Source organism: Numidum massiliense (genome assembly GCF_001375555.1).
GTDB lineage: Bacteria > Bacillota > Bacilli > Thermoactinomycetales > Novibacillaceae > Numidum > Numidum massiliense.
Map to the genome: position 1 here is coordinate 215,791 of NZ_CTDZ01000009.1, position 14,713 is coordinate 230,503.

Annotated in this window: 10 protein-coding genes; 8 read left to right on the plus strand and 2 right to left on the minus strand. The window is 51.2% G+C overall.

Annotated features, from left to right (window positions below; all coding sequences use genetic code 11):
* The first annotated feature begins 236 nt into the window (after positions 1-236).
* Complete coding sequence (locus BN1247_RS01610; protein WP_054948821.1) at positions 237-2,198, plus strand: DUF2207 domain-containing protein; 1,962 nt, start codon at positions 237-239, stop codon at positions 2,196-2,198.
* A 179-nt stretch (positions 2,199-2,377) separates the two neighbouring features.
* Here BN1247_RS01610 and adhE read toward each other — a convergent pair whose 3' ends face one another.
* Positions 2,378-4,987: a bifunctional acetaldehyde-CoA/alcohol dehydrogenase gene (adhE, locus tag BN1247_RS01615; protein WP_054948822.1), complete on the minus strand. Its 2,610-nt coding sequence runs from the start codon at positions 4,985-4,987 to the stop codon at positions 2,378-2,380.
* A gap of 284 nt (positions 4,988-5,271) precedes the next feature.
* Positions 5,272-5,835, minus strand: a complete 564-nt coding sequence (locus tag BN1247_RS01620) for a class I SAM-dependent methyltransferase (RefSeq protein WP_054948823.1) — start codon at positions 5,833-5,835, stop codon at positions 5,272-5,274.
* 282 nt (positions 5,836-6,117) lie between these two features.
* On the opposite strand from BN1247_RS01620, the gene BN1247_RS01625 reads away from it, so the two are divergent.
* The 7 genes from BN1247_RS01625 (at position 6,118) to BN1247_RS01655 (ending at position 14,463) form a co-directional block, all read left to right on the plus strand.
* The gene (locus tag BN1247_RS01625; RefSeq protein WP_054948824.1) at positions 6,118-7,185 is read left to right on the plus strand and encodes a nucleoside hydrolase; all 1,068 of its coding nucleotides are present in this window, start codon (positions 6,118-6,120) and stop codon (positions 7,183-7,185) included.
* Positions 7,182-8,114, plus strand: coding sequence for a nucleoside hydrolase (locus tag BN1247_RS01630; RefSeq protein WP_054948825.1), 933 nt, complete (start codon positions 7,182-7,184; stop codon positions 8,112-8,114). Before BN1247_RS01625 ends, BN1247_RS01630 begins: the two co-directional genes overlap by 4 nt.
* A gap of 448 nt (positions 8,115-8,562) precedes the next feature.
* Positions 8,563-9,492 carry a cysteine synthase A gene (cysK, locus tag BN1247_RS01635; RefSeq protein ID WP_054948826.1) on the plus strand — a complete coding sequence of 310 codons (930 nt, stop codon included), beginning with the start codon at positions 8,563-8,565 and terminating at the stop codon, positions 9,490-9,492.
* A gap of 21 nt (positions 9,493-9,513) precedes the next feature.
* Positions 9,514-10,356: an ABC transporter ATP-binding protein gene (locus BN1247_RS01640; protein WP_054948827.1), complete on the plus strand. Its 843-nt coding sequence runs from the start codon at positions 9,514-9,516 to the stop codon at positions 10,354-10,356.
* A complete protein-coding gene (locus BN1247_RS01645; RefSeq protein ID WP_054948828.1) occupies positions 10,289-11,050 on the plus strand; it encodes an ABC transporter permease in 762 nt (253 codons plus the stop codon). The genes BN1247_RS01640 and BN1247_RS01645 overlap by 68 nt, the downstream gene beginning before the upstream one ends.
* A 73-nt stretch (positions 11,051-11,123) precedes the next feature.
* Entirely contained in the window at positions 11,124-12,155 is a 1,032-nt protein-coding gene (locus tag BN1247_RS01650; protein WP_054948829.1) for an aliphatic sulfonate ABC transporter substrate-binding protein, read from the plus strand.
* Between the two features lie 430 nt (positions 12,156-12,585).
* Positions 12,586-14,463 (plus strand): OPT family oligopeptide transporter, encoded by a 1,878-nt coding sequence (locus tag BN1247_RS01655; RefSeq protein WP_054948830.1) that lies wholly within the window; start codon positions 12,586-12,588, stop codon positions 14,461-14,463.
* Positions 14,464-14,713: the final 250 nt, after the last annotated feature.

Here is a 14,713-nt window from a genome sequence, read left to right on the forward strand (position 1 = left end):
ATAGAGGATTTTATCTCCTAATAGCAAGATATCATGAATGATCGTGGAATGCAATCGCTTTAGAAATATAAAGGTGATATCTTTGGTGTATGTGTGGCTAAGAGGAAGTAAGAGTTCGGTGATTATGATAGTGCTCGCCGATAACGTTACATCAGCGGGGAATTTTTGTTGAAACGTTTTTCCGCATTGTACGTAAAACAACAAGAGGGCAAGCGTTTGGAAAGGAAGTGGATCATATGAAAAAAGGCCGCCCGTTACGATTCAATTTCGCCTTTTGTTTAACTCTGTTCATTTTCATTGTAGCTGGTTGTGAGGAGAACCGCTCCTATTCGATCGATCAGGTGCACATCGACGCTGAAATACTACCAGATGGCGACTTGTATGTCGAAGAATTGTACACGTACAATTTTAAAGGAATGTTCAATGGGACGACGCGGCAAATTAAGGACGAGGGGCACGACGGGCTCGAGTTTTTTGAAGCGTATGTGCCTCCGGGAAATAAAAAATTAGGTGGATTCTCGCTTGAGGAAGCAAAGCCGTTGCGAACAAAAAGGGAAGATGACACCTTTCGTATTTACACGCGGTCACAAGATGAGACAAAGCGGGTGTTTTACCGTTATCGCCTGAAACATGCGGTTCAGAAATACGAAGACGTCGCTGAACTGTATTGGGCTTTTTTTGACGACGACAATGAGACAGATTTGAAGCACTTGACGATCGATGTGTCCTTGCCGCTGCAAATGCCAAAGGAATCCCTCATCGTGTTTCTGCACGACAAAACGGGTGGAGAAATTGCCAAGCAGACAGATTACTTCGTCCGTTACACAAATAAACTGTTGCCTTCCGGAGAAACATCTGAGTTGCGCTTGTTATTTCCGCCGGATCTACTCCCGGAAGCGTCTCTAAAACAGGAAAAGATGAAAAGCAGCATCTTAGAAGAGGAAAATAAGTTACAACAACGTTACGCCATTCGGGAAGAAAAGTTAGCGGTTGGAGAAAAAATCGCGTTTGCCTTCGTCGTGTTGCTGCTTTTGGCGATCGTTTACTTCGCTTTTGTCGCGCTCAGCCGTTTGTTCAAGCGCCGGTCATACGTCGCGCGCGAGGAGTTAGAAAAACTCGATCCGCTGTTAGCTGTTTATATTTATCAAAAGGGGGAGCTCCACCATCTAGATATTGTGGCAGCGCTCTTCTCCTTATACCGACGCGGGGTGGTAGACATACAAAAAGTACCGAGTCGCCTAAGGCGTGGCGAAGGTGCAGAGATGCCGGCGGAGACGTTCCAATTCGTGTGGCTAGGCGACTCTAACGGGTTAAGTGAGTCGGATGCTTTCTTGTGCGATTGGCTCTTTAGCGGTACATACGGTGAAGAAGGTTGTTTTCTTCTAGAATCTCTCGTACCTCCGACGGAGTCAGACGATTTGTACGTGAGTGAGCTAGATGCATATGGGGAGCAAATGAGATATTTTGATGACAAATTTAAAAAGTGGCGCGATCTCGTGACGGAAGAGGACGCATACACCGCGTATTACGGTGAGTACAAACCGCGAAAATACGTCGTACGCAGTTTGCTAGCGGTGCTATTTCCGCTACTTGTGTACTTGTACAACGCTGACGTCGCTTCCTTTGCATCGACGGTGTTTGCTAGTGTGGCGTTAGGAGCTTTAGTCGTCTATACGTGGTTTTATTATCATAAAATACTACCTGTCGGTGGATTTCTTGGCGGTTCTTTTATGTTTTGCGGTGGAGGACTAAGTATGTCCGACGCTTCAGGGGCTTATGCGATTGCGGTCTTACTGTCCATCGTTCTATGCCTGTTCGTGCCAGCTAAACGCAGTCGTAAAGATAAGGTGCCCTACTTCTCGGCGGTTAAAAAGTGGCGCCGCGAGCTCATGGAACCTGGCTATGCGGTAGGCGGTGATCCACGCCGCATCGATCGCCTGATGCAATATGCCCTCGCCTTAGGAGTCGGGAAACAGTTTGCGCACCACAACGGGGAACAGCTCGCATTAAGTGAAATGGTCGAGATGTTTCCGCTTATTGCCGAACCGTTAGCGACGGCGACGTCATTTAACGAAACGTATCGCTCTTGGGCCACGTGGTCCACTTCTTCTTCTTATTCTTCGAGCGGGAGTAGCTCATCCGGCGGTTCGAGCGGCGGAGGCGGAGCGGGGGGAGGCGGTGGTGCTGGCGCCTTTTAAAGCCGCGCTTAAAGCGCCGGGTAGTGTGTGCGAGAAACTAAGGGCTAATCAGCAGGAGAGGGGGAGCCCCTCCGTGCCGGTTAGCCCTTTTTGTAGCAATATATTTTTTTCGTTGCTTTTTTGTCCAGCGTACCTTACCCCTGTGTCCAGCGTACCTTACCTCTACTATTTACAGGGGGCTAAACCCCTTTATACGCCTGGCGGTAAATGTCGGTCAGTTCGCTGACGAGCGGCATCTTCGGGTTCGCCGTCGTACACTGGTCTTCGAAGGCGCGGTCGGCTAATTCGTCGACTTGTCGCTCGAACACTTTCGCGTCGACGCCGCAGGCGGCAATACTGAGCGGAATGTCGACCGTTTTGGCCAGCTTGACAATCGCCTGTACGAGGCTCTCCACGCCTTCTTCCGTCGTCTTCGCGGGCAGACCGAGGGAACGGGCGATTTCGGCGTACCGCTTGTCGGCGACAAAATGCTCGTATTTCGGGAAGACGGACAGTTTCGTCGGCCGCTTAGCGTTGTAGCGAATGACGTGCGGCAGCAAAATCGTATTGGCGCGCCCGTGGGCAATGTGGAAGGCCGCACCGAGTTTGTGAGCCAAACTGTGGTTAATCCCTAAAAAGGCGTTAGCAAAAGCCATTCCGGCAATCGTCGAGGCGTTGTGCATTTTTTCTCGCGCGAGTTCGTCGCTGCCGTCGTTGTAGGCGCGCGGCAAATATTCAAACACGAGCTGGATCGCTTTGATCGCCAGGCCGTCGGTGTAGTCGTTCGCCATGTTCGAGACGTACGCTTCAATGGCGTGCGTGAGGACGTCCATGCCGGTATCGGCCGTCACGTGTTTCGGCACGGTCATGACAAACTGCGGGTCGACGATGGCGACGTTCGGTGTCAATTCGTAGTCGGCGAGCGGGTATTTCATGTCATTTTCTTTGTCGGTAATGACGGCGAATGACGTCACTTCCGAACCCGTACCAGACGTCGTCGGAATGGCGACGAATTGCGCCTTTTGCCCGAGGCGCGGGTACTTGTACACCCGTTTGCGAATGTCGAGAAACTTTTGTTTAAGGCTGAAAAACTTCGTTTCCGGATGCTCGTAAAACACCCACATCGCTTTTGCCGCATCCATCGGCGAGCCCCCGCCGAGGGCGATGATCACGTCGGGACGGAAGGCGTTCATCATTTCGACGCCGCGCATGACCGTTTCTACGGACGGATCCGGTTCGACGTCGGAAAAAATTTCACAGTGGACGTAGTCGAGTCGGCTGCGCAAATGGTGTAGTACCGTTTTAACGTACCCGAGTTCGACCATGCCCGGGTCGGTGACGATAAACGCCTTGCTGATGTCAGGCATTTTTTCCAAGTATTGCACAGCACCTTTTTCAAAGTACACTTTTGGCGGAACTTTAAACCACTGCATATTGACACGCCTCTTCGCCACTTTTTTCACGTTGAACAGATGGATGGTACCGACGTTCGTCGAGACGGAGTTGCCGCCGTACGTGCCACAGCCTAATGTTAAGGAAGGCATGTAGCCGTTGTATATGTCGCCGATCGCACCTTGGGAAGACGGCGCGTTGACGATGATGCGCCCGGCTTTCATCCGTTCGCCATAGGCGCGGATGACGTCGTTATTTCGCGAATGAATGACGGCTGAATGGCCTAGTCCGTTGTAGGCGATCATTTCTTCGGCGCGCTTGAAGCCCTCTTCCGCTTGTTTGACGCGGTAGCAAGCGAGTACCGGGCTTAGCTTTTCCCCTGAGAGCGGGTAGGACGGACCGACCCCTTCCAGTTCGGCGATTAAAATTTTCGTGTCTTCTGGTACGGTGACGTCGGACCGTTTCGCAATTTCGTACGCTGATTGTCCGACCACGTCCGGATTGACGCCTTTCTCGGTCATGACGTAAGCGGACACTTTGCGCTTCTCTTGCTCCGAGAGGAAGTGGCAACCTATCGCAGTGAGTTCCTGTTTTACCTGGTCGTAAATGGCGCTGTCGACGATGACGGCCTGTTCTGAGGCACAAATCATGCCGTTGTCGAACGTCTTAGACAAGACGAGGTCGTTGACGGCCCGTTTAATGTCAGCAGACTGCTCGATGTAACACGGAACGTTGCCTGGTCCTACGCCGAGAGCCGGTTTTCCGCTACTGTAAGCTGCTTTCACCATGCCGCTGCCGCCAGTGGCCAAAATGAGGGCGATCCCCGGGTGGTTCATTAAGTAGCTCGTTGCTTCGACTGACGGTTTTTCAATCCACTGAATGCAGTTTTCCGGTGCGCCGGCTTTGACTGCCGCGTCGTGCACGATTTTTGCCGCGGCGACGCTACACGATTGCGCGGAAGGGTGGAAGGCGAACACGATCGGGTTACGCGTTTTTATCGAAATTAGCGCTTTGAACATCGTCGTCGACGTCGGGTTTGTTACCGGCGTAACGCCGGCGATGACGCCGACCGGTTCGGCGATTTCGATGATCCCTTCGTGGGCGTCGTCTTTAATGACCCCGACCGTTTTGTCGTACTTGATGCCGTGGTAAATGTATTCCGTGGCGAAGATGTTTTTAATGATTTTGTCTTCGTAGACGCCTCTTTTCGTTTCTTCGACGGCGAGTTTCGCGAGTGACATATGTTTGTCTAAGCCGGCCAAAGCCATTTCTTGCACGATGTTGTCAACAGTTTCTTGATCGAGGGACATGAACTCGTTTTGTGCCTTTTTGGCTGCCGCAACGAGCGAATCGATCATCTGTTTGGCATCGTCTGTGTGTACGGCTTTTACTTTCTCTTTTTTTTGCGTCGTTCCCATTATGAAACGGCCTCCTTTTAGAGATTATGTGAAATAATTCACAAGACCGCGTAAGGAAAAACGAACTGTGCATCCTTCAATCGGTCAATCGTCAATCGGTACACAGGTGCGACCATACATGTGAATAATTTCACAAGGGACGGTGTGTATAAACGATGATGATACTTATTACACTTTCATTTTACCAATTATTTAAGGGGGTGTGTGCGACAACTATGTGAATAAAACACATTTAAAATAAGTAGTAGTATGAAAACGTTTTTTCAATTTCCGACAGGTAAGGCTCATTTTTGAAAAACGTAGCCGTCGTGGAAGCCGTGCACGTCCGAAAACGATTCGTACTTGCGCAAGGTAAGCTCGGGGAAATAGTGTACGAGTTCATTTTCTTCCAAGCAAAATTTGCGGGAGATCCCTTTGGCACGCGCTTGACGGTAGTTGAACGTACTGATGAGTAAAATGCCTCCGGTGTGTAGCATGGCCGGTAGTTGCTGGAATGCCACCGCATCCGGTTTGTAACGGCTGATGACGATGTTGTCGTACGTACCGAGTAGATCGCCGAGAGCGGTAGTCGTTAGGTCGAGCTGTTCGGTACATACGGTGACGCCGCGCGCTGTCGCAAACGTGTGCAGGCGCCTTAACGCTTCGCGCGCAAAATCAACTCCGGTGACGCGGAAGCCGAGCTTGGCTAAATATATGGCATTGCGACCGTCGCCGCAGGCGAAATCGAGCACGCTGCCACGTTTGAGTAGGTGACTGTTTTGGACGAGGTACGCTTCTGGCTCCATTAACTGCTGTGGACGCTCTTTATATTTTTTCTCCCAACGGTTTTTTTCGGCTGTGTTAGTCACGACGGTTCCCCCCCCTGACACGTTTATGTATATGGTCGTTAAGCTTTTCGTACGGCGACCCGTGCTAAAATGATCGTAGCACACGTTTGGCAGAAAGGCGAGAGGCGTACAGTACTGCTGCTTCAGTAGTTAGGTGGATGGTCAAGGTAATGTATGCGGTATCTCGCATGGAAGGCGAGTCGTATTCAACGTGCAACGGTTTTAGACTTCGTGCGTAAATAGAGGTAGGAAGATTTCATTTTATAGCAACTAGCTAATTATTTCAGAACGGGAGTGAGCGCGATGCAAGAGCAGAAAAGGATTCTTTTAGATGTCGACACTGGAATTGACGATGCGTTAGCTATTTTTTATTTGCTCCATTCTCCCAACGCCGTCGTAGAAGGTATAACGACCGGCTATGGCAATGTCTCGGTGCTGCAGGCGACGTACAACACGTTGCAAATAGTCGAATTGGCCGCTCGGCATCGCGAAATTCCGGTCGTCCCCGGGGCGGAGCGACCGCTGCTTAGGAATTGGGAAGGACCAGCTGCGCGCGTTCACGGTGAAAATGGTTTCGGAGACGTCGTTCTTCCTCCGCCAAAACGGACGGCATTAGCCGCACATGCGGCCGATTTTATTGTGGAGAAGGTGAATGCGGCCCCAGGAGAGATGACTCTCGTCTGCATCGGGCGCTTAACGAATTTAGCACTCGCTTTGGCAAAAGATGCGCGATTGCCGCAGAAGGTAAAAGAAGTCGTTATTATGGGCGGAGCGGTTCGCGTCCCCGGTACAGTTACGCCCGTGTCGGAAGCGAATATGCACGGGGATCCGGAAGCTGCACATCTTGTGTTTGAGTCCGGGTGTCCGATCACATTAGTGCCGTTGGATGTCGCACGTCTATTAGATGTGCCCCGGAAAGTCGTCTTCGACGAAGAACATTTCGCACAATTAGCTACGACAACTCAACAAGCAATCCCTTGTCTCGCGCAACTGCTGCGCTTTCGTCTGAAGGCGTACGACGACGGGCACGTAACGGCAGGTCCATTACACGACCCGCTAGCTGTTGCGGTCGCACTCGATCCGACGCTCGTACAAAAAGAGGAGATGTACGTAAAAATTGAAACGAAAGGGTGGCTCTCTTTAGGGGCGACGATTGTCGACTTGCGTCTGAAACAGTGCGAACGACATAACGCGTCCGTTTGCGTCGACGTAGATCGAGAGCGTTTTCTTGCTGAATTTTATGGGCGTTTATTTGATGGATCAAAAAGTGGTGGTGGATGTGATGTGCCAAAAGGTTACAATCCTTCCAGCAAGAAAAACGGCAATTTGCGAATGGATGACAAACTACCCGTGAAGGAGGAACAGCGATGAAATCGCTCATAATTGATGTCGATACGGGAATTGACGATGCGCTAGCACTTAGTTACGCGCTGCACTCACCGGAATTACGTGTACTAGGGGTGACAACGTCGTTCGGAAATATTTCGGTTGAGGAGGCGACGCGCAATACGCTATCGTTGCTCGAAATGAGCGGGCGACCGGAAATACCGGTGTTGCCAGGGGCGGGAAAGCCAATTTTTCGTGACGATTTAAAGGGGAAAGCGACGAACGTTCACGGCGACGACGGACTAGGCAACAGTCACTTACCGACGCCGAAAATTACGCACAAATACGAGTATGCAAGTGAATTTATCGTCAACCAAGTGACTCAGCTGCCTGGGCAGGTAACTGTCATTACTGTCGGTCCGTTGACTAATTTAGCCACGGCGCTCATGCGTGAACCGGCAATTGCACACTCGATTGCGCGCGTCGTCGTAATGGGGGGCGCGGTTACCGTTCCCGGTAATGCGACTCCTATGGCAGAAGCGAATATTTACGCGGATCCAGAGGCGGCGGAATACGTGTTTCGCTCCGGCGCTCCGCTCACTCTCGTCGGCCTCGACGTGACGATGCAGACGTTGTTGAAACGCACCGAGTTACAGCGGTGGCGGGAGGAAGGAACCGCGTTCAGTCGTTTTCTCGCTAACATTACCGATTTTTACATGGATGCCTATAAAAATTTTTATCCCGGCATCGATGGGTGTGCCTTACACGATCCGTTAGCTGTCGGGGTCGCTATCGACGAGTCGTTCGTAAAAACGACACCGATGTTCGTGCAAGTCGACACAGAAGGGGAGTTGTCGCTCGGCCGGACGATCGCCGACCGTCGCCCGAACCGTGTGGTAACGCCGAATATGGACGTCTGCCTCGATGTGGATGCGGAACGGTTTGTCAGCCACTTTTTGTCTCGTGTCGTGTGAAAGTTCGCACCCATGGAAAAGTATACGTTTTGAAATAAGGTGCACGTCTCAATGTTTCACTGAATCCGCGCAATGCTTCTGTTCTATGTCTATAAAGTGGATGAAGCCGCGAAAGAGGTCATTGTTTTACGCTGCTTCTACGGGGCGCAAGATTATAATAAATTAATATAGGGACTATGTAATGGAGGGCACCTCGTGTAGAGGTGTTTTTTCATGGGCTTTTCCTTGAAAAAAACAGTTGATTTTGAAATTAAGTCATGTTAGTGTATAAAATAAAACTTATAATACACACCTATTTACTATGGTATTACGTGCGGTTGAATCCGAGGTGGATTGAACAGGCGCAGTTGGATGATATTCTCGCGTCACTGACGGCGATCGTCAACGCCGACGATATATCCGAATATTGTTAGTAAATGGAACGATGGACAAAAAGGATGTGACGAACGTGCAGGTATTCCGAAATGTGACCGAATTGATCGGTAACACCCCGCTAGTGAAGCTAACGAGGCTGCGGCCTGCGGATGGTGCCGACGTATATGTCAAGTTGGAATCCTTTAATCCGGGGCGCAGTGTAAAGGATCGCGCGGCATACCACATGATTATTCGCGCAGAACGGGAAGGTTTGTTACAAAAGGGAGCGACAATTATTGAACCGACGTCGGGGAATACCGGGATCGGTTTGGCGATGGTCGCCGCGGCTCGGGGGTATCGGTCTATTTTTGTCATGCCGGATACGATGTCAGAAGAACGGATTCGCCTCCTTAAAGCATACGGCGCACGAGTCGTTTTAACACCCGGAGAGCAAAAAATGCCTGGTGCGATTGAAAAAGCACAGCGGTTATTGAAAGAAATACCGGGAAGCTTCATGCCGATGCAGTTTGAAAACAGCGCTAACCCGGATAGTCATCGGGAAACGACCGCTGTAGAAATTATCGCGGCGATGGATGAAATCGGGACAGAACTAGCTGCTTTGATCGCTACCGCTGGCACGGGGGGAACGGTCACAGGCACAGGAGAAACGTTGAAAAAACGTTACCCGCATGTAACGGTCCACGTGGTAGAACCGGCTGGTTCTCCCGTGTTATCTGGCGGTGCGCCGGGTTCGCATAAGCTCGTCGGAACGAGTCCTGGTTTTATCCCTCCCGTCCTGAACAGATCCGTTTACGACGAAATCATCCAAATCGACGACGAACAAGCATACGATACCGTCCGTCGCTTGGCAAAAGAAGAAGGCATTCTCGTCGGCCCTTCCTCCGGCGCTTCCGTATATGCGGCTATGCAAGTAGCGAAACGCCTTCCGCCTACTCAAGTCGTCGTTTGTATTGCGCCGGACTCGGGTGAAAGGTATTTGTCGACTGATTTGTTTGTGGATTGATGACTGAATGGGGGTGGGGAGATGTTTTTACATCTTGAACACGTCAGTAAGTCTTTTGGGCAGACGAGTTCCGGCGTGTTAGATGTACTGCAAGACATTGACTTGGAAGTGGAGAAAGGGGAATTTGTATCGATTGTCGGGCCTTCCGGTTGTGGAAAATCGACATTGTTGTACCTCATTTCTGGACTAGAGCAAAGCAGTCAAGGGCGTATATTGAAGAATGGGCGTCCTGTGACAGCACCCGGTCCCGATCGCGTCGTCGTCTTTCAAGAGGCGGGCCTGTTTCCTTGGCTCACCGTCCTAGACAATATCACATACGGTCTCCGCTGCATTGGCACGCCGAAGAAAGAGGCCCGGGAAAAAGGGCTTGAGATGCTACGGACCGTTCACTTGAGTCGCTATGTCCATGCGTACCCGCATCAACTGTCTGGCGGGATGAAACAACGCGTCGCCATCGCCCGCGCGCTCGTTATGGAACCGGATGTGTTGCTCATGGATGAGCCTTTTGCCGCGTTAGATGAACAAACGCGGATTGTCCTTCATCACGAGCTACTCAATATTTGGCGCAAGACGCAAGTGACGATCCTTTTTGTCACCCATAACATTCGGGAGGCAGTTCAGCTTTCTGAGCGGATTCTCGTCATGGGGACGCGTCCCGGTCATATGAAAGCTGAATTACGGGTACCTACGGCAAGGGATGGGATTGCGCCAGACAGTGTGACTCTTTATTATGAACAGCAAATTATTACGTTGCTCAAAGAAGAAATTGAGCAAGTCGTAAAGGAGGAAATGGGCGATGACTACTGCTTTGAGGCGCATCCTCTTTATCGCGATGTTAGCGGTGATTTGGGAAGTCACACCTAAAATGTCTAGCTTGCCCGACTCGATGTACCCCCCGCTCACGCAGGTTTTACATACGCTCCTTTCCGGCCTTCTTACTGGGCAATTGTGGATCGCGCTAGCTAAAAGCCTCGGTCGCTTGTTAATCGGATTTACCATTGCACTCCTCGTCGGGTTAAGTCTCGGTTACTTTATTTGGCGGTCGAAGTGGGTGGAGGACACACTCGGCTTTGTCATTACCGCTTTACAGTCCATTCCGAGTATCGTCTGGTTTCCGCTGGCGATCATTTGGTTTGGTCTGAACAACGAGGCTATTCTTTTTATCGTCGCCCTTGGGGCGACGTGGACGATGACGATAAACGCCGCATCGGGGTTTAAACATGTACCGTTACTTTATCAGCGGGTGGCGCACACCTTTGGAGCAACCCCTTTCCATTATTTGCGGACCGTCCTTTTTCCAGCGGCGGTTCCCCAGCTCATCTCCGGGATGCGCACCGCTTGGGCTTTTTCATGGCGGGCGCTAATGGCTGGGGAATTGCTCGGAGCCGGGGAAGGATTAGGTCAGCTGTTGGAAATGGGCCGTGCCCTCGGTCAAATGGATCTCGTCATCGCCGTCATGATCGTGATCGGTATCATCGGTGTCGTCATCGATAACGTCATTTTCCTACGCATGGAGCGGCGTGTGCATGCGAAATGGGGGGCGGCTAAGGCGGCTTGAAGTTTATCGCATCGGAAGTCACGAAGAACACGAAGAAAGGGAACGAATTTAGGCAAAAGAGGAGGAAGAAGATATGGTCTACAGAAAACGGAGGCTTTCGCGATTACCGTTCCTGGCGTTGTCGGTTCTCCTGCTAATCGCCACCGTAACCGGCTGTGCAGGCACGACTGCCGATGCACTTAAAACCGACAGTGGCGAAAAAAAGGAAGTGACCATTGGCTACTTTCCTAATTTAACGCACATCGCGACGATCGTGGCGTTAGAAAAAGGCTACTACGAAGAGGCGTTCGGGGATCAAGTTGCTATTCAAACGAAAACGGTCAACAACGGTGGATTGTTTATGGAAGCGATGGCGACGAAGGCGATTGACATCGGAACGGTAGGACCGGGGCCAGTCATCAACTTTTACGTGAAAAACCCGGACTATCACATTATTTCCGGGGCCGTCAACGGTGGCGCTGTTCTCGTCGTGCGCGGCGACAGCGGGATTAACGACTTGTCTCAGTTGGACGGCAAGCGGATCGCGATTCCAGTCATCGGTAGCACACAAGATGTGATGCTCCGCAAGGCTTTGCAGTCGGACGGACTTCAAACGACGTCCAACGGTGGGACAGTCGAATTGTTTGCGGCTGCACCGAGCGATACCGCCCCGCTTTTTCTACAAAAATCGGTCGATGGCGCGGCGACACAAGAACCGTGGGGCGGTGTACTAGAAGAACAGGCAGATGGAAAATTGCTTCTTGACTGGGATGCGTTCGCTTGGGGAGAAGAATCGACAAACACGGTCGTCGTCGCTCGGAATGACATATTAGCCGACAAATCGCTGGTGCGCAGCTATCTAGAGGCTCATGTAAAGGCGGTGAAGTACATTCAAAAACACCCCGCCGAAAGTCGACAGCTCGTCATCGCGCACATCAAACAACTGACGGGGAAAGAATTGGATGAGAAACAATTAGCTGCCGCGTTTCAGCGCATGCGCGTCACGTCTGACGTGAATGAATCGGTTATTAAGGAAATGGCCAGCATTAGTAAAGAGGCGGGATATATTTCTGAGGACGCGATCGATGGATTAGTTGATTTATCCATCCTTAACGAGTTAAAATGACAACGAATTAACATGACGAAACGGATTTTTATGACCGATATACTACGAGTTTAAACCTCCCTACGGTCGTGTGGGGAGGTTTTTTATGGAAAAACCGGCCCGTATCGCGACACCGTCGTCGTCGCTTAGGAGTACTGCCTGAACATCCATTGCATGCCTTTGAATACGTTTTCACCTTATAAATATATTTATCGCGAAATAAGAATGTAACTTTATCGTTATCCTTACATTTTTAATTTTAGTGTGATATAATTTATAAAAATCGTTGCACGCCATCCTAACAAAAAATGGTTAGCGGTGGCGCGACGACGGGAGGGATAGCGGATCGCCGCACGTTATGCGTTTAGCAGCACAACGCGCAGGTGTGGAGTAGAGCCGCTGTTTTTCTTTCGTACTAATTGTTGCATTATACTGAAGAAAGGTGTCGATAATGGACAAGCAGCAAGACAACTCATCATTTAAGCCGTACATTCCGGCGCACGAGACGCAGCCGGAAATGACGTGGGTGGCGGTCGTCACCGGGGGCATATTGGCGGTTCTGTTTGGAGCGGCCAACGCCTATTTAGGATTGATCGTCGGGATGACCGTGTCCGCGTCGATTCCTGCGGCGGTCATTTCGATGGCCTTATTGCGCGGCATCATTAAGCGCCAATCAATTTTGGAAAACAACATCGTACAGACGATTACGTCGACAGGGGAGTCGGTAGCCGCTGGCGTTATTTTTACTCTTCCCGCGCTATTTATTTGGAAGCTGCAGCCCAGTTTGACGACGATCGGCATTATTGCCCTCGCCGGCGGGATTCTCGGTGTCATCTTAATGATTCCGCTGCGTAAAGCACTTATCGTGAAAGAACACGAGACGTTGCCTTATCCGGAAGGGAAGGCGTGTGCGGAAGTGCTCGTCGCCGGGGAAAAGGGCGGCAGCGGTGCGCGTCTCGTCTTCTCCGGGCTCGGGATCGGGGCGTTGTTTAAGACGATTATGGACGGGTTCAAGGTGTTCCCGTCCGAAATCGAATGGCAAATTCCAGGGTTTAAAAATGCGGCCGTCGGCATGGATGTGCTACCCTCTTTGCTCGGCGTCGGCTATATCGTCGGCCCGCGCATTGCCGGCTTTATGCTCGGAGGAGCGGTGCTCGGGTGGTTAGGCATTATTCCGCTCATTAGTTATTTCGGAAGTTTCGTGCCGGATGCCATCTTCCCGGCGACCGAACCGCTCAGTAAGCTAGATTACTGGGGCATCTGGGGAAATTATTTGCGCTATATCGGGGCAGGTGCGGTCGCGCTCGGCGGCATTGTCGGGTTGCTCAAGACGTTACCGACGATTTTCTCCTCCTTTAGTGCGGCGATCAAAGGTTTTGCGAAGACGGCTGGCGAACAGAGCGACTTGCGTACAGATAAAGACATCTCTTTGGCGACGATCGGCATTTTGACGATCGTGCTCATCGCCATTTTGGCCTTTTTCCCGCATATTGAGGTCGGTATTGCCGGGGCGTTGCTCATTCTCGTGTTCGGCTTTTTCTTCGTGACCGTGTCAGCGCGCATCGTCGGCATCGTCGGCAGTTCGACCAACCCCGTATCGGGGATGACGATTGCTGCATTAATTTTTACCGCGCTCATCTTTAAAAGTCTCGGTTATACCGGTGAATCGGGGATGGTTATCTCGATTATCGTCGGGGCAGTCGTCTGTATTGCCGCGGCGCTGTCGGGTGATACAGCGCAAGATTTGAAGACTGGATTTATCGTCGGCGCGACGCCGAAGTACCAGCAAATCGCGCAGTTGTACGGCGTGCTCATCTCTAGCGTGACGATCGGTTTCGTCTTAGTGCTACTCGATCAGGCCTACGGTTTTGGTACGAAAGAATTGCCGGCACCGCAAGCGTCGTTAATGGTCATGATCGTGGAAGGGATCATGGATGGTAACTTACCGTGGAACCTCGTCTTTATCGGAATGGCGATCGGTTTGGCCGTCGAATTGTTCGGCGTGAGCTCCTTGCCGTTTGCCATCGGACTGTACTTGCCGTTCCACTTGTCCGCACCGATTATGGTCGGGGGACTGATCCGCTTCGAAATCGAGTGGCGAGAAAAAGATGAACTTGCCTTAAAACGTAAGCAAGAGCGGGGCATCTTGCTCGCATCCGGCTTTATCGCTGGTGAGGCGCTCTTCGGGGTGCTGATCGCCCTCGCCGTAACGGTCGGTCTCAACTTGTCGAGTGAGCCGTTGTTCGGACGGTGGATGGCGCTAGCTGCGTTTGCGCTCGTCACGGCGATCCTCTACTTTACCGCGAATAAGAAGGAAGGCGTACGTTAAGTGTGCTAAAAGCGAAGGATGAGGATAAGTAGCTTAGGATTACGTACAATAACGTAACGATTAGAGCAGCTCTCCCAAATGACGGGGGAGCTGCTTCTTATTTTTAAACACCTTTTGGCAATACAAGCGAAATAATGGTACGATTCCCTTGAAGCTATATGCCGAGGGCTCTGTCGGTTATGTGAAAGAAAAGCTGGCAGGCAAGGTAAAATATCCACCAATGTTCGCATGTTCGCAGCTGCGCGTCGTT